20 protein-coding genes are annotated in these 20,997 nt (G+C 72.8%); 11 read left to right on the top strand and 9 right to left on the bottom strand.

From position 1 onward, the window contains the following. Positions 1 to 60: 60 nt before the first annotated feature. Both EWH70_RS18300 and EWH70_RS18295 read left to right on the top strand, forming a co-directional pair. Positions 61 to 972: an ABC transporter ATP-binding protein gene (locus EWH70_RS18300; protein WP_130476666.1), complete on the top strand. Its 912-nt coding sequence runs from the start codon at positions 61 to 63 to the stop codon at positions 970 to 972. Continuing rightward, positions 972 to 1,742 (top strand): ABC transporter permease, encoded by a 771-nt coding sequence (locus EWH70_RS18295; protein ID WP_240687052.1) that lies wholly within the window; start codon positions 972 to 974, stop codon positions 1,740 to 1,742. The genes EWH70_RS18300 and EWH70_RS18295 overlap by 1 nt, the downstream gene beginning before the upstream one ends. 16 nt (positions 1,743 to 1,758) lie before the next feature. Here EWH70_RS18295 and EWH70_RS18290 read toward each other — a convergent pair whose 3' ends face one another. Together EWH70_RS18290 and EWH70_RS36500 are read right to left on the bottom strand one after the other, a co-directional pair. Next, positions 1,759 to 2,412 carry a response regulator gene (locus EWH70_RS18290; RefSeq protein WP_130476665.1) on the bottom strand — a complete coding sequence of 218 codons (654 nt, stop codon included), beginning with the start codon at positions 2,410 to 2,412 and terminating at the stop codon, positions 1,759 to 1,761. Further along, positions 2,409 to 3,956: a sensor histidine kinase gene (locus EWH70_RS36500; RefSeq protein ID WP_205669164.1), complete on the bottom strand. Its 1,548-nt coding sequence runs from the start codon at positions 3,954 to 3,956 to the stop codon at positions 2,409 to 2,411. Before EWH70_RS36500 ends, EWH70_RS18290 begins: the two co-directional genes overlap by 4 nt. Before the next feature lie 91 nt (positions 3,957 to 4,047). Here EWH70_RS36500 and EWH70_RS18280 point away from each other — a divergent pair, with 91 nt between their 5' ends. Next, positions 4,048 to 4,257 carry a hypothetical protein gene (locus tag EWH70_RS18280; protein ID WP_130476663.1) on the top strand — a complete coding sequence of 70 codons (210 nt, stop codon included), beginning with the start codon at positions 4,048 to 4,050 and terminating at the stop codon, positions 4,255 to 4,257. After that, positions 4,254 to 5,024: a hypothetical protein gene (locus EWH70_RS18275; protein ID WP_130476662.1), complete on the top strand. Its 771-nt coding sequence runs from the start codon at positions 4,254 to 4,256 to the stop codon at positions 5,022 to 5,024. The genes EWH70_RS18280 and EWH70_RS18275 overlap by 4 nt, the downstream gene beginning before the upstream one ends. Before the next feature lie 15 nt (positions 5,025 to 5,039). On the opposite strand, the gene hutI is transcribed toward EWH70_RS18275, so the two are convergent. Genes hutI through hutH form a run of 5 tightly spaced genes read right to left on the bottom strand, consistent with a single transcriptional unit; the run spans position 5,040 to position 11,869 of the window. Continuing rightward, positions 5,040 to 6,185, bottom strand: a complete 1,146-nt coding sequence (gene hutI / locus EWH70_RS18270) for an imidazolonepropionase (RefSeq protein WP_130476949.1) — start codon at positions 6,183 to 6,185, stop codon at positions 5,040 to 5,042. Then, the gene (locus EWH70_RS18265; protein ID WP_130476661.1) at positions 6,182 to 7,486 is read right to left on the bottom strand and encodes a formimidoylglutamate deiminase; all 1,305 of its coding nucleotides are present in this window, start codon (positions 7,484 to 7,486) and stop codon (positions 6,182 to 6,184) included. Before EWH70_RS18265 ends, hutI begins: the two co-directional genes overlap by 4 nt. After that, entirely contained in the window at positions 7,483 to 8,682 is a 1,200-nt protein-coding gene (locus tag EWH70_RS18260) for an allantoate amidohydrolase (RefSeq protein ID WP_130476660.1), read from the bottom strand. The genes EWH70_RS18265 and EWH70_RS18260 overlap by 4 nt, the downstream gene beginning before the upstream one ends. After that, on the bottom strand, positions 8,679 to 10,331 hold the full coding sequence (hutU, locus tag EWH70_RS18255) for a urocanate hydratase (RefSeq protein ID WP_130476659.1): 1,653 nt from the start codon (positions 10,329 to 10,331) through the stop codon (positions 8,679 to 8,681). Before hutU ends, EWH70_RS18260 begins: the two co-directional genes overlap by 4 nt. Continuing rightward, entirely contained in the window at positions 10,328 to 11,869 is a 1,542-nt protein-coding gene (gene hutH, locus EWH70_RS18250; protein WP_130476658.1) for a histidine ammonia-lyase, read from the bottom strand. The genes hutU and hutH overlap by 4 nt, the downstream gene beginning before the upstream one ends. An 81-nt stretch (positions 11,870 to 11,950) precedes the next feature. On the opposite strand from hutH, the gene EWH70_RS18245 reads away from it, so the two are divergent. The 6 genes from EWH70_RS18245 (at position 11,951) to EWH70_RS18220 (ending at position 17,163) form a co-directional block, all read left to right on the top strand. Further along, positions 11,951 to 12,760, top strand: coding sequence for an IclR family transcriptional regulator (locus tag EWH70_RS18245; RefSeq protein ID WP_130476657.1), 810 nt, complete (start codon positions 11,951 to 11,953; stop codon positions 12,758 to 12,760). Between the two features lie 105 nt (positions 12,761 to 12,865). Further along, on the top strand, positions 12,866 to 13,147 hold the full coding sequence (locus tag EWH70_RS18240; protein WP_130476656.1) for a metal-sensitive transcriptional regulator: 282 nt from the start codon (positions 12,866 to 12,868) through the stop codon (positions 13,145 to 13,147). A 153-nt stretch (positions 13,148 to 13,300) separates the two neighbouring features. Further along, positions 13,301 to 13,510 carry a heavy-metal-associated domain-containing protein gene (locus EWH70_RS18235; protein ID WP_130476655.1) on the top strand — a complete coding sequence of 70 codons (210 nt, stop codon included), beginning with the start codon at positions 13,301 to 13,303 and terminating at the stop codon, positions 13,508 to 13,510. Positions 13,511 to 13,515: 5 nt separating this feature from the next. After that, on the top strand, positions 13,516 to 14,448 hold the full coding sequence (locus EWH70_RS18230; RefSeq protein WP_130476654.1) for a hypothetical protein: 933 nt from the start codon (positions 13,516 to 13,518) through the stop codon (positions 14,446 to 14,448). A gap of 7 nt (positions 14,449 to 14,455) precedes the next feature. Next, positions 14,456 to 16,702, top strand: coding sequence for a heavy metal translocating P-type ATPase (locus tag EWH70_RS18225; protein ID WP_130476653.1), 2,247 nt, complete (start codon positions 14,456 to 14,458; stop codon positions 16,700 to 16,702). Next, positions 16,699 to 17,163 (top strand): NUDIX hydrolase, encoded by a 465-nt coding sequence (locus EWH70_RS18220; protein ID WP_130476652.1) that lies wholly within the window; start codon positions 16,699 to 16,701, stop codon positions 17,161 to 17,163. Before EWH70_RS18225 ends, EWH70_RS18220 begins: the two co-directional genes overlap by 4 nt. 57 nt (positions 17,164 to 17,220) lie before the next feature. On the opposite strand, the gene EWH70_RS18215 is transcribed toward EWH70_RS18220, so the two are convergent. Then, positions 17,221 to 19,089: a S8 family serine peptidase gene (locus tag EWH70_RS18215; RefSeq protein ID WP_130476651.1), complete on the bottom strand. Its 1,869-nt coding sequence runs from the start codon at positions 19,087 to 19,089 to the stop codon at positions 17,221 to 17,223. A 131-nt stretch (positions 19,090 to 19,220) separates the two neighbouring features. Then, positions 19,221 to 20,099 (bottom strand): RICIN domain-containing protein, encoded by an 879-nt coding sequence (locus EWH70_RS18210; RefSeq protein WP_130476650.1) that lies wholly within the window; start codon positions 20,097 to 20,099, stop codon positions 19,221 to 19,223. 157 nt (positions 20,100 to 20,256) lie between these two features. Here EWH70_RS18210 and EWH70_RS18205 point away from each other — a divergent pair, with 157 nt between their 5' ends. Next, the gene (locus EWH70_RS18205) at positions 20,257 to 20,847 is read left to right on the top strand and encodes a CHAP domain-containing protein (protein ID WP_130476649.1); all 591 of its coding nucleotides are present in this window, start codon (positions 20,257 to 20,259) and stop codon (positions 20,845 to 20,847) included. The last annotated feature ends 150 nt before the right edge of the window (positions 20,848 to 20,997 follow it).

Here is a 20,997-nt window from a genome sequence, read left to right as displayed (position 1 = left end):
GGCGAATGTGCGGGCGGCTCGCGGTTCGTAGCGTCGAGGTCATGGAGAGCAGGAGCCACCGTGATCAAGCTACGTGAACTGACGAAACGGTACGGGGATCGCACGGCGGTCGACGGGCTGACGGTCGACATCCCGCCCGGGACGGTGACGGGTTTTCTCGGGCCCAACGGTTCGGGCAAGTCCACCACCATGCGGATGGTGCTGGGTCTGGACCGGCCCGACACCGGAACGGCGACGGTGAACGGCAGGCACTATGCCGGGCTCGCCTGCCCGCTGCGGGAGGTCGGTGCCCTGCTGGACGCCGCGGCGGTGCACCCGGGGCGCAGCGGGGCCAGGCACCTGCTGGCGATGGCCCGCAGCAACGGCCTGGCCGACACCCGGGTCGACGAGGTGCTGGCGACCGTGGGGCTGTCCGACGTCGCGGGCAAGCGGGTGGGCACCTACTCGCTGGGCATGCGGCAGCGGCTGGGCATCGCCGGTGCCCTGCTCGGCGACCCGCCCGTGCTGCTGTTCGACGAGCCGGTGAACGGCCTGGACCCGGACGGGGTGCGCTGGGTGCGGCAGCTGATGCGGTCGCTGGCCGGTGAGGGGCGGACGGTGCTGGTGTCCAGCCACCTGATGAGCGAGATGCAGCTGACGGCCGACCGGCTGGTGGTGATCGGAAGGGGAAGGCTGCTGGCCGACTCGACCGTCGCGGAGTTCATCGCGGCCAACTCGGCGGCCGAGGTGCGGGTGCGGCTGCCGCGGGCAGCCGACCGTGAGGTCCTGGCGGCCCGGCTGCGGGCGGCCGGCGCGCTGGTCACCGCGCACGGCGACGAGCTGGCCGTGCGTGGCGCGGGCGTGGAGTCGGTCGGCGAGGCCGCACACGGCTCCGGCGTGCTGCTGCACGGGCTGGCCGAGCACAGCGCGTCGCTGGAGCAGGCCTACCTGGAGCTGACGGCGGACGAGACCGAGTACGCGGGGGTGCACTGATGGCAGGGGCGACGACGATGAACGCGGTGCGATCGGAGTGGACGAAGCAGTTCTCGCTGCGGTCCACCTGGTGGTGCCTGGTGGCCGCGGTGGTGCTCGTGCTCGGGTACGCGGCCATGGCCGCACTGACCGTCCGGATCAACGGCGACGACGATCTGTCGGCGCAGGGCATCGCGGTCGGCGCGGTGTTCTACCTCGGCCAGTTCGCGGTCGTGTCGCTGGCGACCCTCGCGATCACGACCGAGTACGCCAGCGGTTCGATCCGGTCGACGCTGCAGTGGGTCCCGGTCCGCCGGCGGATGCTGGCCGCCAAGGGCGGTGTGCTGGCGGCGGTGCTGGCCGTGCTCGGTGTCGCGGTCACGCTCGTGGCGCAGGGACTGTCGGTGCCGCTGATGGGCGGCAACGGCGTGCCGGTGTCCGCCGGGTCGGTGCTGACCACGTCCCTGGCCGCCGGTGCGTACTTCGCGCTGCTCGGCCTGCTGTGCCTGGGGCTGGGCACGGCGTTGCGCAGCACGGCCGGGACGATCACGGCGGTGTTCCTGCTGCTGATGATGCTGCCGATGTTGGCCGGTGCGATGGGGATGCCCGAGCTGGCGCACGGGTTTCCCGGCATCGGCGGGATGAACGCGATGATCGACGCCGGAGCACCCAACCCGCTCTTCGGCGGTGTGGCGCCCTACCCGCCGCCGGTGGGCCTGCTGGTCGCGGGCGGCTGGGCGGTACTGGCACTGGCGGTGGGCCATACGGTGCTGAACCGCCGTGACGCCTGACCGGTGCGGGCGGCCGTCAGTCCTCGACGAGCCCCGCCTCGTGGGCCAGGACGGCCGCCTGCACCCGGTTACGCAGCCCGAGCCGGCCCAGGATCGCGCTGACGTAGGCCTTGACCGTGCCCTCCACCACGTGCATCCGCCCGGCGATGTCCGCATTGGACAGACCGGAGCCCAGCAGTGCCAGCACTTCCCGCTCGCGTTCGGTCAGCTGCCCGACCTGCTCCCGTGCCTTCGCGCCGCGGCTCATCCGGCCGGCGGGCAGGTGCTCGATGACCCGCTTGGCCACCTTGGGCGACAGGAACGCCGCCCCCTCGGCGGCGGCACGCACGCCGGTGATCAGCTCTCGCGGGTCGCCGGCCTTCAACAGGAAGCCGCTCGCGCCGTCGGTCAGCGCACGGGCGATGTAGTCGTCCTCGCCGAACGTCGTCAGGATGATCACCGCGACGTCCGGCAGCACCCGGCGCAGCTCGGCCAGCGCGGCGAGCCCGTCCAGCCGCGGCATGCGGATGTCCAGCAGCACCACGTCCGGCCGGTTCGCCGTCGCGGCCTCGACCGCCGCCCGCCCGTCGTCGGCCTCGGCCACCACCTCGATGCCGGGGTCCGCGCCGAGGATGGCGGCCACCCCGGCCCTGATCATCGGCTCGTCGTCGGCCACCAGTACCCGGATCACCCTTGCGTGTCCCTTCGCCCGTCGATGTGGTCCCTGCTCACCAGCCGGCCGTCGAGGAAGCACAACCGGTAGCTGAACTCGCTGAACTCGAACAACCCCGCCCCGGTGCCGTAGTACTCGCAGACCGCTCCCGGCGGCGGCACCGGCGCGACGTCCCGTGGCCGGTACCGCTGCTGCCGGTCCGGCAGGACGGGCGCGAGCTCGGCCCGCGGCTGTCCCGGCCGCAGCCGGTCGAACTGCGCGGGGTCCAGCCTGGTCGTGACGTAGTCGTAGGTGTAGGCCACGACGCTCACGCCGGTCAGCACACCGAGCGCCGCCACCGGCACCGCGACCATGACGGCCAGTGTGCGGCGTGCCCGCCGCTGGACGTCGGCCCGCTCGGCCGCCGACCGCGACGGCTCCGACGGCTCCTCCTCGGCCGGGGCGGCGGCGTGCGGCAGGCGGGCCAGGACCCGGAAACCGCCGTCGGCCGGTCCGGCCTCGAACGTGCCGCCGAGCAGGCGCACCCGCTCCCGCAGCCCGATCAGCCCCCGCCTGCCGCCGCCCGCGCCCGGCAGCGGCCCCGCGGGCGGCGGCGGGTTGTCCACGGTCACCACGGTCTCGTCGTCGTCCCCGGCGAGCGTCACGGTCACCGCCGCGCCCGGCGCGTGCTTGGCCGCGTTGGTCAGCGCCTCCTGCACCACCCGGTACGCCGCGCGGCGCACCATCGCCGGCGCCCGCCCGGGCAGCTCGCCGTCCAGGCGCACGACCAGCCCGGACGCGGCCGCCCGGCCGACGAGATCGCCGACGGCGCCGTCCGCCGGGTCGGTCGGCGCGGCGTCGTCGGCCTCCCGCAGCACGCCGATGATGTCGTGCAGCCGTTCGGTGGCGGCCGCCGCACTGCGCCGCAGCTCGGCCGCCGCCCCCCGGTACCGTTCGTCCAGATCGGGCGCGACCTCCAGCGCACCCGCCCGCAACGCGATGAGGCTCAGCTCGTGCCCGAGCGAGTCGTGCATGTCCCCGGCGATCCGGGCCCGCTCCCGCAGCCGCGCCTCACCGGCGATCATCCGCTGCTGGACCTCGTACTGCTCGGCCCGTTCCCAGCCGGTGCGGGCCAGTTCCTCCCGCAGCCGCACGTAGCGGCCCAGCTGCCAGGGCAGCGCGGCCGCGAACGAGACGTACCCGACCAGCGCGGCCCAGTCCGTACCGCCACCGGCCAGCAGCGTCACCGGCAACCCGACCACCACCACACCGCCGAACACCGCCAGCGCCGGCCCGACCCGGTCCAGCCTGCGCCCGGCGAGGAACGACGTCAGCACCATCAGGCCGACCGGCCACAGCGGCACCCGGCCCCCGTAGTCGAACACCATCGCCAGGCCGGACGCCGTCGCCGCGCCCAGCGCCAGCAGGGGCGCGCGCCGGATCGTGGCCACCGCGACGGTGATGGTCACCAGCCCGGCCAGCAGCTCCCACGGTGCCGGGTTGCGGTGGCTCTCGTAGGCCGTCAAGGCGATCAGCGCGACCCCGGCCAGCACCTCGGCCAGCCGCCCCCATCCGCCACGCATTCGCACGACGCGCAACGCTACCCAGCCGCCGCCGGGCCGCAACACTGCCGAAAGTCAAGATCCGCCCGCCCGGTGAGGCATCATGACCGGTATGGCCAAGCGGACCCTCGCCGAGCAACTGCCCGGGCCCCTCCCGCCGGGGATCGACGCCCTGAGCGAGGAGGACAAACAGCGCCTGGCCGACGCCCTGCGCTCGGCCCGGCACCAGCAGGCGGCCGCACTGGCCGCGGCCGGCGAGGAGGGGTTGCGGTACGTGCCCGCGCTGCTGCGGGGCGTGGTCCGCAAGGCGGTGGGCCTGTGACGAGCCTGGCCACCAGGGCCGAGCTGCTCAAGCTCGCCAGGGTCCTGCGCACCGAACCCGGACGGCTGGACTTCCTGGCCCACGTCGACCCGGCCGACCTGCGGAAACTGCGCGAACAGGTCACCGACGTGCTGTTCGACGCGAACAAGGCGATGCTCGAACGGATGGCCGCCGCCAGCAGGCTGCTGCCGACCGCCGTCCTGGCGACCATCGCCGAGCGGACCTTCGGCCCGATGCTGTGCGCCCGGGTGGCCGGTGTCATGGAGACCGGCCGGGGTGTGGAGGTCGCCAAGCGCCTGTCCCCGGCGTTCCTCGCCGACGTCGCCGCCGAGCTGGACCCGCGCCGCGCCACCGGGATCATCGTGCGGATCCCGACGCCGACGGTGGTCCGCGTGGCCGAGGAGCTGGTGTCGCGGGAGGACTGGATCACCGTCGGCCGGTTCGTGGGCCACCTTCCCGACCCGACCGTCGCCGCGAGCCTCGCCGTCATCCACGACGCCGCCCTGCTGCAGATCGCGTTCGTGCTCGACGACAAGGACCACGTCGGCAACGTCATCCGGCTGCTGCCGGAGGCCCGCTTCGGCGGGCTGGCCAGGGCCGCCGCCGAGCACGACCTGTGGGCGGCGACGTTCGACCTGCTCGATCACGTCGGCCCGGCCCACCGGGCCCGGCTGGTGGCCGCGGTGGCCGAGCTTCCCGCCGAGCACCGCGACCGCGCCGCCGAGCAGGCCAGGGAACACGGCCGCGAGGACCTGCTCGCCGGCTGAGCGCCGTCTGGGATCTCAGACCACGCGGATTCCCTTACGCCACACCGCATGCGTGAGCGGAACCCCCGGCCGGTAGGCCAGGTGGGTCACCGACGGCGCGTCCAGCACCTGCAGGTCGGCCCGGGCTCCGGCACGGAGCACGCCGACGTCGTCGCGGCGCAGCGCGGCCGCTCCGCCCGCCGTCGCCGCCCACACCGCCTCGGCGACCGACAGGCCCATCTGCAGCACGGCGGTGGCCACGCAGAACGCCATCGACGTGGTGTAGGAGCTGCCCGGGTTGGCGTTGCTGGCCAGCGCGACCGTCGCCCCGGCGTCGAGCAGCCGCCGCCCCGGCGCCAGTGGCTGCCGGGTGGACAGATCGCAGGCGGGCAGCAGCGTGGCCACGGTGTCCGAGCCGGCCAGCGCCGCCACGTCGTCGTCGGACAGGTACGTGCAGTGGTCGACGCTGGCGGCGCCGTGCCGCACCGCCAGCTGGACACCCGGGCCCTCGCCGAGCTGGTTGCCGTGCACCCGCAGGCCGAGGCCCCGCTGGGCGGCCGCCGCGAGCACCCTGCCCGACTGTTCCTCGTCGAACGCCCCGGTCTCGCAGAAGACGTCCGCCCAGCGCACCGAACCGGCCACGGCGTCGAGCATCGGCCCGCACACCAGGTCCACATAGGACTCCGCGTCGGCGCCCGGGGGCACCAGATGCGCGCCCAGGAAGGTGACCTCGTCGGCCACCTCCGCGGCGATGGTCGCCGAGCGGGCCTCGTCGGCGACGTTGAGCCCGTACCCTGTCTTGGTCTCCAGACACGTCGTGCCCTGCCGCAGCGCCTCGCTGACGTGCCTGGCCAGGTTCGCCGCCAGCTCGGCATCGGTGGCATCGCGGGTGGCGTTCACGGTGACCGCGATCCCGCCGGCCGTGTAGGGCTGGCCTGCCATGCGGGCCTCGAACTCGGCGGTCCGGTCGCCCGCGAACACCAGGTGGCTGTGGCTGTCCACCCAGCCGGGCAGCACGGCCCGGCCCTCGACGTCGACGCGCTCGTCGGCGTCCGGCGCCCCGGCGGCGGGCCCGGCCCACGCCACCCGGTCGCCGTCGAGCACGACGGCGGCGTCGGTGAGCACGCCGTGTGCGGGATCGTTGGTGGTCAGCTCGCCGATGCCGGTGATCAGGGTTGTCAGTGCTGCCACAGTCGCTCGATCTCCTCCGCCAGAACGGTTTCCGGACGTTCCATCAGCTGGTGTACCCGGTCGGCGACGACCCGGCGGCCGCCGGCCACCACATCGGTGACGTCGGCGGCGGTCGCGGCGAACACCGCCCCGGCCGGCTCGACGCCCGCGGTCCGTGGCGTGGCCAGGTCCACCGTGACCAGGTCGGCCAGCGCGCCGGGTTCGATCCGGCCGGCCTCCGGCCAGCCAATGGCCGCGTGGTCGGCTGCCGCCGCCATGAGCTCGGCGACGTCGAAGCGGCCACGCGACTCGCTCGCCAGCCGCTCGTCGAGTTCCAGCGCCGCGGTCTCGGCGAACGCGTCCACCACGGCGTGGCTGTCGGTTCCCAGGCACAGCCCGACACCGGCGTCGGCCAGCGCCCTGGCCGGGCCGATGCCGTCGCCGAGGTCGCGTTCGGTCGTCGGGCAGAAGCAGGCCCGGGTCCGCATGCGGCCCAGCAGCCCGATGTCGGTGTCGGTGAGGTGGGTCGCGTGCACGGCCACGGTGTTCTCGCCGAGCACGCCGTGCTCGGACAGCAGCGTCGCCGGGGTGCGGCCGTGTGCGGCGAGACAGTCGGCGTTCTCGGCCCGCTGCTCGGAGAGGTGGACGTGCAGCGGGCGGCCCGCCGCCCAGTCCGCCACCGTGGACAGCTGCTCGGCGGGCACGGCCCGCACCGAGTGGACGGCGGCACCGATCCGGGCGTGCGTGCCCTCCGGCCGGAACTCCCCCGCCCGCTGTGCCCACCGGTCGGCGTCACCGTCGCCGAAACGCAGCTGTGGCCCGGCCAGTTCGGCGCCGAACCCGCCGGCCAGGTAACAGGTGTCGAGCAGGGTGATCCGGATACCGGCGTCGGCGGCGGCCCGCACCAGCGCGGCACTCATCGCGTTGGGGTCGGCGTAGCGCGTTCCCCCGGCGGCGTGGTGCAGGTAGTGGAACTCCCCGACCCCGGTGAACCCGGCGCACACCATCTCCGCGAACACACCGCGGGCCAGCCGGTAGTAGGAGTCCGGGTCGAGCCGCTGGGCCAGCGTGTACATCCGCTCGCGCCAGGTCCAGAACGTGCCGCGCTCGTGGTGGGTGCGCCCGCGCAGCGCGCGGTGGAACGCGTGCGAGTGCCCGTTCGCGAACCCGGGCACGGTCAGCCCGGACAGCACGGTGCCCGCCCGCGCCGCTCCCGGCGTCACGGCCGTGACCGTGTCGCCGTCGGTCTCGACCAGGACCGCGTCGGCCACTCCGCCGGGCAGCCAGGCGTGCTCGCACCAGTAGGTGGTCATCGGGCCAGGTCCCGCAGCACCGCGGCCAGCGCCCGGCCGCCTTCGTCCACATCGGAGGGTTCGGCGAACTCCTCCGGCGCGTGGCTGATGCCGGTCGGGTTACGCACGTAGAGCATTCCCGCCGGGACGTGGGCGGCGAGGATCGCCGCGTCGTGCCCGGCGCCGGTCGGCAGGGCGGGAACGCCGCCGAGCAGCCCGGACATCCGGTCCCGCAGCCCGCTGTCGAACGTGACGGTGCCGGAGTAGGACTCCTCGGTGACCGTCAGCTCGCAGCCCTCCTCGGCCGCCGCCTCGCGCGCGGCGCCGGTGATGTCGGCGACCAGCGCGGGGGTCAGCGCCTCGCCGGGTACCCGCGCGTCCAGCCAGAGGTCCACTGTGGACGCGATGACGTTGGTGCCACCAGGGTTGGGCACCAGCCGCCCGACCGTCGCCCGGGCGTCTGGCATCCCAGACGCCAGTCTGCGTGCCGCCGCGACGGTGGCCGCGGCCGGCAGCATCGGGTCACTGCGGTCGCCGATCCGCGTCGCACCGGCGTGGTTTCCCTGCCCGCGGAAGGAGAACCGCCACCGCCCGTGGGCGATGACCGTGCTGCCGACGGCGACCGCGCTGTTCTGGTCGATCAGACCGCGCCCCTGCTCCACGTGCAGCTCGATGAAGTGCCCGATGTTCCCCAGCGTCTCGGGGTCGGGACCGAACCGCTCCGGATCGTGGCCTGCCCGCCGGGCCGCGTCGGCGAAAGTCACCCCGTCGGGATCGGTCAGCCGCCGGGCCCGGTCCGGGTCGATGGCACCGGTCAGCAGGCGGGATCCCAGGCAGGGCACACCGAACCGGCCACCCTCCTCCTCCGCGAACACCACGACCGCCAGCGGCCTGGCCGGGGTGAATCCTCCGGCCTTCAGCGAGGCGAGCGCGTCCAGCGCGCTGACCACGCCGAGCGGCCCGTCGAACGCGCCGCCGCCGGGAACCGAGTCGAGGTGGCTGCCGGTGACAACCGCGTCCGGCCCCGGCGTTCCCCACCAGGCCCACAGGTTGCCGTTCCGGTCTGTCTGGACGTCCAGACCCCGGCGAGCCGCCCGGTCGGTGAACCACTCGCGCAGCTCGGCCTCGGCGGAGTCGAACACGTGCCGCGAGTAGCCGCCCCGGGCGGCGTCCCTGCCGACGCCCTCGATCTGGGCCAGCAGCGCCGACGCCGTCACTCGGCCTCCTTCATCGGCACCCGCACGCCGCGCTCGGCGGCGACGTCGGCCGCCCGCTCGTAACCGGCGTCGACATGCCGGATCACGCCCATGCCGGGGTCGTTGGTGAGCACCCGCTCGATCTTGGCACCGGCCAGCTCGCTGCCGTCGGCGACACAGACCTGCCCGGCGTGGATGGACCTGCCCATGCCGACTCCGCCGCCGTGGTGGATCGACACCCAGCTGGCGCCGGACGCGGTGTTGACCAATGCGTTGAGCAGTGGCCAGTCGGCGATGGCGTCGGAGCCGTCGGCCATGCCCTCGGTCTCCCGGTACGGCGAGGCGACGCTGCCCGAGTCGAGGTGGTCCCGGCCGATCACCACCGGTGCGCTCAGCTCGCCGCTGGCGACCATCTCGTTGAACCGCAACCCGGCCAGGTGCCGCTCGCCGTAGCCGAGCCAGCAGATGCGGGCGGGCAGTCCCTGGTAGGCGACCCGGTCGCCGGCGAGCCGGATCCAGCGGGCCAGCGACTCGTTCTCCGGGAACAACTCCAGCATCGCCCGGTCGGTGGCCGCGATGTCGTCTGGGTTCCCAGACAGCGCCGCCCAGCGGAACGGCCCCTGCCCCTCGCAGAACAACGGCCGGATGTAGGCGGGGACGAACCCGGGGAAGTCGAAGGCCCGCTCGCAGCCACCCAGCTTCGCCTCACCGCGCAGCGAGTTGCCGTAGTCGAACACCTCGGCGCCGCGGTCGAGGAAGCCCAGCATGGCGCCGACGTGTTCGGCCATCGACTCGCGTGAGCGGTCGGTGAACTCGTCGGGCTTCTTGGCCGCGTAGTCGTGCCAGTCCTCCACCGCGATGCCGGCCGGCAGGTAGGCCAGCGGGTCGTGTGCCGAGGTCTGGTCGGTCACGATGTCGACCTCGACCTCGCGGCGCAGCAGTTCCGGCAGCACCTCGGCGGCGTTGCCGATCACGCCGACGGACAGCGCGCGCCGCTCCCGCTTCGCGGCGGTGACCCGGCGGATCGCGTCGTCCAGGTCATCGGCGACCTCGTCCAGATAGCGGGTCTCCACCCGCCGGTGCGCCCGCTCCGGGTCGCACTCGATCACCAGCGCGACACCGTCGTTCATGGTGACCGCGAGCGGTTGCGCGCCACCCATTCCGCCGAGGCCCGCGGTGACGGTCAGCGTGCCGGCGAGCGTGCCGCCGAACCGCTTGCGGGCCACGGCGGCGAAGGTCTCGTAGGTGCCCTGCAGGATGCCCTGGGTGCCGATGTAGATCCACGAGCCCGCGGTCATCTGGCCGTACATGGTCAACCCCAGCGACTCCAGCCGCCGGAACTCCGGCCAGGTCGCCCAGTCACCGACCAGGTTGGAGTTGGCGATGAGCACGCGAGGTGCCCACTCGTGCGTGCGGAACGCGCCGACCGGCCGTCCGGACTGGACCAGCAGGGTCTCGTCGGCGTCGAGGGTGGTCAGGCAGCGGGTGATGGCGTCGAAGCTGGCCCAGTCGCGGGCGGCCTTGCCGGTGCCGCCGTAGACGACGAGGTCCTGCGGGCGTTCGGCGACCTCGGGATCGAGGTTGTTGTGGAACATCCGCAGCGCGGCCTCGGTCTGCCAGTTGCGGGCGGTCAGCGTCGTGCCGCGGGCGGCGCGAACGGTCCTGCTCATCGGGCGTCCTCCAGGTGTTCGGCGATGACGTTGCGGACGGCACCGGACCGGATCAGGTCCTCGGTGGCGGCGATCTCGGGGGCGAGGTGGCGGTCCGGCCCCGGGCCGTCGACCCGGGTGCGCAGCAGGTCCCGCACGGCCGCGGTGACCGGTGCGGGCCGCAGCGGTGCGCGCAGGTCGAGCGCACGCGCCGCGGTGAGCAGTTCGATCGCCAGCACGGTGGTCAGCCCGTCGACGGCGGTGCGCAGCTTGCGCGCGGCCGACCAGCCCATGGACACGTGGTCCTCCTGCATGGCGCTGCTCGGGATGGAGTCGACCGAGGCGGGCGCGGCCAGCCGCTTGAGTTCGCTGACGATCGCCGCCTGGGTGTACTGGGCGATCATGTGCCCCGAGTCGACACCGGGGTCGTGCGCCAGGAACGCGGGCAGGCCGTGCGAGCGGGCGATGTCGAGCATCCGGTCGGTGCGCCGCTCGGCGATGCTGGCCACGTCGGCGACGCCGATGGCGAGGAAGTCCAGCACGTAGGCCACCGGTGCCCCGTGGAAGTTGCCGTTGGACTCGACGCGGCCGTCGGCCAGCACCACCGGATTGTCGACGGCAGCGGCCAGTTCGCGGTCGGCGACCAGCTCCGCGTGGGTGAGAGTGTCCCTGGCTGCGCCGTGCACCTGCGGCGCGCAACGCAGCGAGTAGGCGTCCTGTACGCGGGTGCAGTCCGGGCCGCGGTGGCTGGCCACGATCTCCGAACCGGCCAGCGCGGAGTGGATCCGCCCGGCCGAGACGGCCTGACCGGGGTGCGGGCGCAGCGCCTGCAGGTCGGCGGCGAACGGCCGGTCGGTGCCCAGCAGCGCCTCGACGGTCATCGCGGCGGTGATGTCGGCGAGGTCGAGCAGGTCGTGCAGGTCGCGGGCGGCGAGCACCAGCATGCCGAGCATGCCGTCGGTGCCGTTGGTCAGCGCGAGGCCTTCCTTCTCGGCCAGCACGACGGGTTCGATCCCGGCCCGCTCCAGTGCCCGCGCCGCGGGAACCGGGGTGTCCGAACCGTCGTACACCTCACCCTCGCCCATCAGCGCCAGCGCGACCGCGGCCAGCGGCGCGAGGTCACCCGAGCAGCCGAGCGAGCCGTACTCGTGCACGACCGGGACGATGCCGGCGTTGAGCATGGCCGCCAGTGCCTGCGCGGTCTTCGGCCGCACGCCGGTGTGCCCCGAGGCCAGGGTGCGCAGCCGCAGCAGCATGAGCGCGCGGACCACCTCCGGCTCGACCGGCCGGCCCGCGCCCGCGGCGTGCGAGCGGATCAGCGAGCGTTGCAGTGCCGTGCGCAGGTCGGGCGGGATGTGGCGGACGGCGAGCGCCCCGAACCCGGTGGACACCCCGTAGGTGGGAGCGCTCGCCTCGGCGAGTGCCTCGATGTGCTTGCGGGTGCCGGCGAGCCGTTCGATGGCGGCGCCGGTGAGCGCCACCGGGGCCGCGCCCCTGGCCACGCCAATCACCTGATCGCGTCGTAGCGGGTCGGTGCCGAGCAGGACGGTGTCTGGCATGTTCCTTATTGGACCTTGCCGACGGCGAGCGCAAAATCGGAGGCGGAGTGGTTGTGTCTGGGATCCAAGACAGGAGGAATCGTGGGTGACAGCAGCGACGTACCCGCCCTCCGGCGCGGTCTGGCCGTCCTCCGGGTGCTGGCCTCGCACGCGGGTCCGATGACGGCGGTGGCGGTCGCGCGTGAGCTGGATCTGCCCAGGTCGACCACCTACCACCTGCTGTCCGAGCTGGAGGCGGCCGGTTTCGTGGTGCACCTGCCGGCCGAGCGGCGGTACGGCCTCGGCATCGCCGCGTTCGAGCTGGGCTCGGCGTACCTGCGGCACGAGCCGCTGGAGCGGCTGGCCGCGCCCCTGCTGCGCCGTCTGGTGGACCAGACAGGGCACAACGCCCACCTCGGCGTGCTGCACGGCAACGAGTCGCTGTACCTGCTCAAGGAACGTCCCGCGAAGCCGGAGACGCTGGTCACCGACGTCGGCGTGCGGCTGCCCGCCCAGTTGACCGCGTCCGGCAGGGCCATCCTCGCCAACCTCCCGACCCCGCAGGTGCGGGCGCTGTTCCCCCGGGCGTCCTCGTTCGTGCGGCGCACCGACCGGGGGCCACGCAACCTCGTCCTGCTGCGCGCCACACTCTCCGCCGAGTCACAGCGGGGCTGGGCGGTCGAGGACGGTCACGTGACGCCAGGCTTCGCCTCGGTGGCCCTGCCGGTCTTCGACCACGGCGACCGGCCGCTGGCCGCCATCAGCGTCACCTTCCGGCACATCTGCCTCGACGAACCGCGGGAATGCGGCCTGACCTGGCCGGAACTCGCCGAGAAGGTCCAGGAGACCGCCAACGAGCTCACCCGGCAGGTGGGCGGCCGGCCCTCACCTCCGCTCCCCCCACGGCGATAGTGGTCCGACGACGAGCCGGACGCCCCCTGCCGGTCAAGAAACGGACGGCAGATACCAGGGCGGGGTATCATTGGCCGACCAGGAACTTCCGGGAGGCAGGACGAGATGGCGATCCACGACGGGGACAAAGAGGCCCACCTCAAGCGGCTCCGCCGAATCGAGGGGCAGATCCGCGGGCTGCAGCGGATGGTCGAGGAGGAGAAATACTGCATCGACATCCTGACCCAGGTGTCGGCGGCCACGAAGGCGCTGCAGTCGTTCTCGCTCCAGCTGCTCGACGAGCACCTGTCCACCTGCGTGGTCGACGCCGCCAAGACCGGCGGCCGCGAAGCCGAGGTCAAGGTGAAGGAGGCGTCCGAGGCCATCGCGCGACTGGTCCGTTCGTAAGCCCCGGCAACCGCGAGCAAGGGAGCTTTACTACCCAAAGACGGGAGTAAAGCTCCCTTGCTTCGTTTCCGGGCTGGTCAGCGACCCGGGTTGCTACCCTACCCCCCTGGGGTATATCCTTCGGTCAAGGACGACCCGAAGGAGCGCATCGAGATGACCACGACCACCTACCCGGTGACCGGAATGACCTGCGAGCACTGCGCCCGCTCGGTGACCGAGGAGGTCAGCAGGATCGACGGCGTCACCGGCGTCGACGTCGACCTCGCCGGCGGTTCGGTGACCATCACCAGCACGTCCGAGCTCGCCGAGGCCGACGTGCGGGCCGCCGTCGACGAGGCCGGCTACACGCTGGGTACCCGGTAGCCGCCATGAACACCGTGACCAAGCTCGGCGCCTACGCCGCCGCCCTCGCCCTGGTGGCGGGCGGCGGCTGGGCGCTCGGCGCCGCGGCCGGTCCGGCACCCACGCCGGAGCCCAAGCCCGCGGGCCACGCCGACTCCCACGCGGGCGGCACCGACGCCGGCCACACCGCGACCCCGGTGAGCGACCAGCCGAGCGGGCTGGCCAGCACGGCGAACGGTTACATGTTCGCTCCCGGCACGAGCACACTGCCCGCCGGGACCACGCAGCCGTTCACCTTCCGGATCCTCGGCCCCACCGGCGCCCCGGTGACCGCGTTCGACGTCGCGCACGAGAAGCGCATGCACCTCATCGTCGTCCGCCGCGACACCGCCGACTACCAGCACCTTCACCCGGAGCTGGCCGCCGACGGCACATGGTGGGTGAACCTGCGGCTGCCGCAGGCGGGCAGCTACCGGCTCTTCGCCGACTTCGCGCCGACCGGCGGCACACCGACCACGCTGGGCACCGACCTCGCCGCCCCGGGCGAGTTCACCCCGCGGCACCACCCGGCCTCCCGCGAGGCCACGGTGGACGGCTACCAGGTGCGCCTCGACGGCGACCTGCTGCCCGGGCAGTCGTCGCCGTTGCGGCTGACCGTTCGCAAGGACGGCCGCGACGTCACCGACCTGCAGCCCTACCTCGGCGCGTACGGCCACCTGGTCGCGCTGCGTACCAGCGACCTCGCCTACCTGCACGTTCACCCGGACGGCAACCCCGGCGACGGCCGCACCCCGGCGGGCCCCACGGTCACCTTCCACACCGAGGTGCCCTCGGCGGGCAGCTACCGGCTCTTCCTCGACTTCCAGCACGCCGGCACCGTGCGCACGGCCGAGTTCACGGTGGACACCGGAACCGGTACCGCCGCGCCGCACGACGCCGACGGACACACGCACAACTAAGGACGACATGACCACCGAAGCAGGGCCGCAGTCGACCGCCGAGGTCGAGCTGGCCATCAGCGGAATGACCTGCGCGTCCTGCGCGGCGCGCATCGAACGCAAGCTCAACAAACTCGACGGTGTCACCGCCACGGTGAACTATGCGACCGAGAAGGCCAGGGTCAGCTACCCCGCCGGGCTCGACCCGGTGGACCTGGTCGGCCAGGTCGAGGCCGCCGGCTACCAGGCGGCGCTGCCCGCGCCCCCGAAGGCCGCGGACGAGACCACCGAACCCGAGGACGACCCGACGCTCCCGCTGCGTCAGCGGCTGATCGGCGCCATCGTGCTCAGCGTCCCGGTGATCGCACTGGCGATGGTCCCGGCCTGGCAGTTCACCTACTGGCAGTGGATCTCGCTGACGCTGGCCGCGCCCGTGGTCGTCTGGGCGGCCTGGCCGTTCCACCGCGCCGCCTGGGCCAACCTGCGGCACGGCGCGGCCACGATGGACACGCTGATCTCGATGGGCACGCTGGCCGCGTTCGGCTGGTCGCTGTACGCGCTGCTGTTCGGCACGGCCGGTACCCCGGGAATGACGCATCCGTTCGAGTTCACCATCGAGCGGATGACCGGCGGTGACGCCATCTACCTCGAGGTCGCCGCCGGGGTCACGACGTTCCTGCTCGCCGGGCGCTACTTCGAAGCCCGCTCGAAGCGCCGGGCCGGCGCGGCGTTGCGGGCGCTGCTCGAACTGGGCGCGAAGGACGTCGCCGTACTGCGCGGCGGCACCGAGCACCGCGTGCCGGTGGAGGAACTCGCGGTCGGCGACCTGTTCGTCGTCCGGCCCGGGGAGAAGATCGCCACCGACGGCGAGGTCACCGAGGGCGGCTCCGCCGTCGACATGAGCATGCTCACCGGCGAGTCCGTCCCGGTCGAGGTCGGCGCCGGGGACACCGTGCCGGGCGGCGCGGTCAACGCCGGCGGCAGGCTGGTCGTGCGGGCCACCCGGGTCGGCGCCGACACCCAGCTGGCCAGGATGGCCAAGCTCGTCGAGGACGCCCAGAGCGGCAAGGCCGCCGTGCAGCGCCTGGCCGACCGGATCTCGGCTGTGTTCGTCCCGATCGTCATCGCGCTGGCCGTGGGCACGCTCGCGTTCTGGCTGGGCAGCGGGGCGGCCACCGCCACCGCGTTCACCGCCGCCGTCGCGGTGCTGATCATCGCCTGCCCGTGTGCGCTCGGCCTGGCGACGCCCACGGCGCTGCTGGTCGGCACCGGCCGTGGCGCGCAGCTGGGCATCCTGATCAAGGGGCCGGAGGTGCTGGAGTCGACGCGCGTGGTCGACACCATCGTGCTCGACAAGACCGGCACGGTCACCACCGGCCAGATGGAGCTGACCGCCGTCCACGTCGCCGACGGCGTGGACGAGGCCGACGCCCTGCGCCGCGCCGGCGCGGTGGAGAACGCGTCGGAACACCCGATCGCGCGAGCCATCGCCGCGGCCGTGCCGGGCGACCTTCCCGCGGTGCGGGACTTCACCAACCTCGCCGGGCACGGCGTGCGCGGCACGGTTGACGACGTCGAGGTGACGGTCGGCAGGGCGGCGCTGAGCGGTGACCTGCCCGCCGAGCTGGCCGAGGCGAAGTCCGCGGCGGAAGCCCGCGGGGACACGGCCGTCGTGGTCGGCTGGGACGGTGCCGCCCGTGCGGTGCTCACCGTCGCCGACGCGATCAAGGACACCTCCGCCGAGGCCGTCGCCCGGTTCCGTTCGCTCGGCCTCACCCCGGTGCTGCTGACCGGCGACAACGAGACGGTCGCCCGGACGGTGGCCGCCGAGGTCGGCATCGACGAGGTCATCGCGGAGGTGCTGCCCGAGGACAAGGTCGCGGTGGTCCGGCGCCTGCAGGAGCAGGGCAAGGTCGTGGCGATGGTCGGTGACGGGGTCAACGACGCCGCCGCACTGGCAGCCGCCGACCTCGGGCTGGCCATGGGCACCGGCACCGACGTCGCCATCGAGGCGGGCGACCTCACCCTGGTGCGGGGCGACCTGCGCGTGGCGGCCGACGCCATCCGGCTGGCCCGCAAGACACTGCGGACCATCAAGGGCAACCTGTTCTGGGCGTTCGCCTACAACGTCGCCGCATTGCCGCTGGCCGCCGCCGGGCTGCTCAACCCGATGCTCGCCGGTGCCGCGATGGCACTCAGCTCGGTGTTCGTGGTGACCAACAGCCTGCGGCTACGCCGCTTCCGCGCGGCGGACAGGGCACAATCGGCCGCATGACGGGCAAGCGCAGCGCCGGAATCCTGCTCTACCGCACCACGACGGGCCGCACCGAAGTCCTGCTCGGACACATGGGCGGCCCGTTCTGGGCACGCAAGGACGACGGCGCCTGGTCGATCCCCAAGGGCGAGTACGAATCCGGCGAGCAGCCCCAGGCCGCCGCGCGCAGGGAGTTCACCGAGGAACTCGGCCTCCCGGTACCCGACGGCGAACTCGTCGACCTCGGCGAGGTGCGCCAGTCCGGCAAGACGGTGACCGTCTGGGCACTGCACGGCGATCTCGACCCCGCCGACGTGGTGCCCGGGACGTTCGACCTCGAATGGCCGCCGAGATCCGGCCGGATCCAGCGGTTTCCGGAGATCGACCGCGCCGCGTGGTTCGACCTGACGGCCGCCGAGACCAAGCTGGTCAAGGGCCAGCGGCCGTTCCTGGCCAGGCTCGCCGAATGGCTGAGTGGCTGAGTGGTCTGTCCACTCAGCCACTCGGCCACTCAGCCACCAGGCCAGTGAGCCACTCGCTCAGCCGGCCACCAGCGCGTAGTCCGCGTCGGTCGCCGCCGTCTCGACGTGGCCGTCGGCGTTGACCTGGCTGGCCAGCACCTCGACCGTCCAGGTACCCGCGGCCGGACGCTCCAGCTGCACGTTCTCCACGGTGTCCACGGTGTTGGGCGAACCTCCCGGCGTGGACCACATCCCCGCGGTGAGCCCGTTGTTGCCGTAGTAGACGGTGCCGTCGGGTGCGGTGACCTTCAGCGTCAGGTCGTTGACCCTGGCGACGGCCGCGTTCGGCGAACCGGCCGGGTCGGTGTAGACCAGCGTGGCCTTCAGCGGCTTGCTGCCGTCGACGTTGAGCGTGTAGCGCTTGCTCTGCCCCGTCGTGAGCAGGTCTGTCTCGTTGACCAGAATCGGCAGCTTCCAGCCACCGGCCTTCGCCCGCTCGTACAGGCCACGCACGCTGGCCGTGCCCCAGCCCTGGTGGGTACGGGTCAGGTCGTGGCCGGTTCCGCTGAACTGCAGCTGTTCGGCGGAGTTGATCAGCAGGGCCTTGGCCGTCGCCGCGTGCGGCCTGCTGGCGAACACGTCGCGGGCCTTGCCGGGGCCGCCGTCGAACACGCCGTCGGCCCACATCTGGAATACCAGACCCGCGTTGCCGCAGGTGATCGGTGTGGCACCGCTGGTTCCGCCGAACGACGTGGTGTACGAGGTGTCGCTTGTGGACGATGTGGTGTCGATGCGGTCGTAGTAGTGCGACAGCTCGGGCTTGATCCGGCCGTCGGCGGCCGGGCCGATGCTGGCGCCGCGGTTCCACTTGTCGTCGGCGCGGTCGGCGGTGTTGTAGTGGTAGTGCCCGCCGACCGAGAGCACGTTCTTCGACCACGCCTGCGGACGCGAGCGCTGCGAACCGGCGTTGCTCTGCGACTGGCAGATCAGCAGGTCGTGGTCGAACACGATCCGGTCCAGCTCGGCCGAGATCGAGGTGTACCCGGTGGTCAGCGCGTCACCCCAGCTGTTGGTCTGGAAGACCGCGCGGTAGCGGCCTGCCGGATCCACCAGCTCGCGGGTGTGCGCGTACCGGTCGGGCTTGTTGTAGGTGGCGAAGATGCCCTGTCCCTCCGGCAGCAGGCCGCGGTGGGCCGGGCTCACCCCGGAGGCGAAGATCTCGCCGTAGGTCGAGGTCCCGTGGCTGGTGCTGGTCGAGTTGGGACCGTGTGCCAGCGGTGCGCGGGCCGCGAACTCGCGGTGCGTGACCCGCAGGCCGCTGTCCATGACCTCGCCCCGCACGCCCTGCCCGCGGTAGCCGCCCGCGGCCTCGATGTGGTTGGCCCCGGTGGTGTCCCTGGCGATCGCCATGTCGGTCTCCGGCGCCGATCGCGCCCCGATGGCCAGCACCTCGGGCAGTTCGGCGAGTTCGGCGACCCGCTCGGGGCTCAGCGTGGCGGTCAGGTGCTGACCGCTCGCCGAGACGACCTCGACCTTCCCGCCGAGCGCGTGGATCCGCTTCGCGACGTCCCGCTGATCGGCCACGCTGGATTCGACGAGCGTCACCAGGTAGCTGCCGGCCGACGCGGCGGATATCGCCTGCGGTTCCACCTTCACGTCCGGCCGGTATTCGGTCACGCCGCGGACGAAGTCCAATTTCTCGACTTCTTTCTTCTTTTCCGGCGCGATTCTGGCGACATATCCGAGGTCCTGGACGTAGGTGCCCAGCCGGACGTCGAGCTGCCGGAGTACCGCGCGCTGGGCGTCCGACACCACGGTGTCGAACGTCACCACGTAGGCACCCGGTTCCGCCGGTACGGCGGGCGCGGCCGCGCCCGCCGTACCGGCCGTGAGAATTAGTGCACCGAGCAGGGATCCCGCGACCAACCCGCGCCGGGAACGCAGCATGAATTACCTCCGAGAACGCAGGGAATAAGTCACGCTAGCCCGCACCGCGGTCGTGATCAGCCACCGAACGGCCTACGGCATTCGGCCCACCGTGGCTGAACGGAGCATTAACTGTGAAATAGTCTGTGCGTTTACCGGGTCGCGGGATTGATGTCGATGTGGAAACGCTGGTGCGAGTGGTCACCACACGGCTGCTGGACGATCTCCGCTCCGGGCACCGTTTCCCCGTCGTGCACCCCGAGGCAGTGCTCGGTGCCGGCCCGGCGGACGCGGTACGCGTCGGCCCCGGCGTGCTCCAGCCGGAACAGCTGGGATCCGCCGAGGCGGCACTCGTCGCGCGGTTCCACCAGGTTCGCGGCGGGGCCGTCGTCGAGGACCGTGAGGCAGCCCAGCGTCGCGTCGACCGGGTGCTCCCACCGGATGCTGGTCAGCTCGTCACCGGCGGGCTGCAACAGCGTCCGCGGGCCGGGTTCACCGCAGGGACGCTGGACGGCGACTTCCGACCGGTACCGCCCGGTCCGCTCGATCCCCGCGGAAAGGCACAGTCGCGGCGCCGGGACGGGCCGGATGCGTGCCCAGGTTCCGGCGGACGCGACCGCGAGTACCGGCGCCGCGGACCGGGGCTTCTCCGGTCCGGCGCCGGCCGTGACGACCAGGGTGGCGCCGAGGGCCGCGCAGGCCGCCAGGACGAGCACGGTGGTGATCGCGCGAGCCGCGGGCAGCCGGTCCGGCTCGGCGGGCCGCGCGGCCCGCCGGTAAGCCGCCATCCACTCCCCCAGGCGGTCCTGCTCACCGCACGCGCGGACGAACGCGGCCACGAGTTCCGGCCGCGGCAGCGTCTGCCGGCGGGGAATGTCGGCGACCGTGCTGCGGGGCAGGACGTCCCCACAGGCCGCGGCACGGCCTTCCAGCTGCCGGAGGGTGTACCCGGACCGCAGGCGGAGATCCTGCATCGCCGCGACGAAACCGGTGGCGTCGCGGACCGTGGCGAGATCGTCGTCGGTTCGCACCCATCAGGTGTACTAGCCCGCCGCGAAGCCGGTCCAGAGCCCGCGAACGGCTGTCCGGACGGCCCGTTCGGCGTCCCGGACAGGCCGGGCTGTTGTCAGGTGCGGTGGTGCGTGGGCACCGTCGCCTCCATCGGTACCACCACTGGGAGGAGCATTCATGTCACCGAGACTTCTGTCCGCCGTCGGGGCCGTCGCGGTCGCCGCGTTGCTGGGGACCGCCACACCGGTGAGCGCCGAGAGCGAGCTGCGTGACGAGTTTCCCGCGCTGACCGCGGCCGCCGACCTCGCCGCGAGCCGCAGCGAGGTCGTCCGGATCGCCAACGGCGAGGTGGGCTACCGCGAGCGGGCGGGCAACTGCACGAAGTACAGCAAGGACTGTGCTGCCTGGTGTGGCATGTTCACCCGCTGGGTGTGGAACAAGGCCGGCGTCTCGAAGCTGCCTCCTGCGGGCTACGGCAAGGCGTGGGTGGCGACGTACTGGGCGTCCTGGGGCGCGGGCAAGGGCCTGCTCAAGCGCCGGCCCGCCGGCACCAGGAAGGGCGACCCCGCGGCGGGCGACGTCATCGTCTACGGCGTGCCGGGCAGCCTGGCCGGTCACGTCGCGATCGTGGCCAAGGTCCACGCCGACGGCAAGCTGACCACGATCGACGGCAACCTCTCGAACAAGGTGGTCAAGCGGACCATCGACCCGAAGACGACGACCACCAACGGCGGTTCCGTCTACGGCTACGTCCGTCCCGCCTTCTGAGCCCGTTGCCCGCCGGCGGGACAACCGCGAACGCGCTCCGGTAGGTGAGCAAGGGAGCTTTACTACCCTTCTTCCTGGATCCACCGACGATGATGACGAATTGATCGTGTCGTAGACACGCAGATGCCCTCTGACCTGGGATTGTTGTTC

Source organism: Amycolatopsis suaedae (assembly GCF_004214935.1).
Classification (GTDB): Bacteria; Actinomycetota; Actinomycetes; order Mycobacteriales; family Pseudonocardiaceae; genus Amycolatopsis; species Amycolatopsis suaedae.
Note: the sequence above shows the minus strand (reverse complement) of the source record. Positions and strands in the feature narration are given on the sequence as shown.

What these genes read in the sequence shown, in the direction of transcription:
- EWH70_RS18295 (WP_240687052.1), top strand. Translation starts at nt 972, where the DNA reads ATGGCAGGGGCGACGACGATGAACGCGGTGCGATCGGAGTGGACGAAG.
- EWH70_RS36500 (WP_205669164.1), bottom strand. Translation starts at nt 3,956, where the DNA reads ATGCGTGGCGGATGGGGGCGGCTGGCCGAGGTGCTGGCCGGGGTCGCG.
- EWH70_RS18280 (WP_130476663.1), top strand. Translation starts at nt 4,048, where the DNA reads ATGGCCAAGCGGACCCTCGCCGAGCAACTGCCCGGGCCCCTCCCGCCG.
- EWH70_RS18265 (WP_130476661.1), bottom strand. Translation starts at nt 7,486, where the DNA reads ATGACCACCTACTGGTGCGAGCACGCCTGGCTGCCCGGCGGAGTGGCC.
- hutU (WP_130476659.1), bottom strand. Translation starts at nt 10,331, where the DNA reads ATGAGCAGGACCGTTCGCGCCGCCCGCGGCACGACGCTGACCGCCCGC.
- hutH (WP_130476658.1), bottom strand. Translation starts at nt 11,869, where the DNA reads ATGCCAGACACCGTCCTGCTCGGCACCGACCCGCTACGACGCGATCAG.
- EWH70_RS18240 (WP_130476656.1), top strand. Translation starts at nt 12,866, where the DNA reads ATGGCGATCCACGACGGGGACAAAGAGGCCCACCTCAAGCGGCTCCGC.
- EWH70_RS18235 (WP_130476655.1), top strand. Translation starts at nt 13,301, where the DNA reads ATGACCACGACCACCTACCCGGTGACCGGAATGACCTGCGAGCACTGC.
- EWH70_RS18230 (WP_130476654.1), top strand. Translation starts at nt 13,516, where the DNA reads ATGAACACCGTGACCAAGCTCGGCGCCTACGCCGCCGCCCTCGCCCTG.
- EWH70_RS18225 (WP_130476653.1), top strand. Translation starts at nt 14,456, where the DNA reads ATGACCACCGAAGCAGGGCCGCAGTCGACCGCCGAGGTCGAGCTGGCC.
- EWH70_RS18220 (WP_130476652.1), top strand. Translation starts at nt 16,699, where the DNA reads ATGACGGGCAAGCGCAGCGCCGGAATCCTGCTCTACCGCACCACGACG.
- EWH70_RS18215 (WP_130476651.1), bottom strand. Translation starts at nt 19,089, where the DNA reads ATGCTGCGTTCCCGGCGCGGGTTGGTCGCGGGATCCCTGCTCGGTGCA.
- EWH70_RS18205 (WP_130476649.1), top strand. Translation starts at nt 20,257, where the DNA reads ATGTCACCGAGACTTCTGTCCGCCGTCGGGGCCGTCGCGGTCGCCGCG.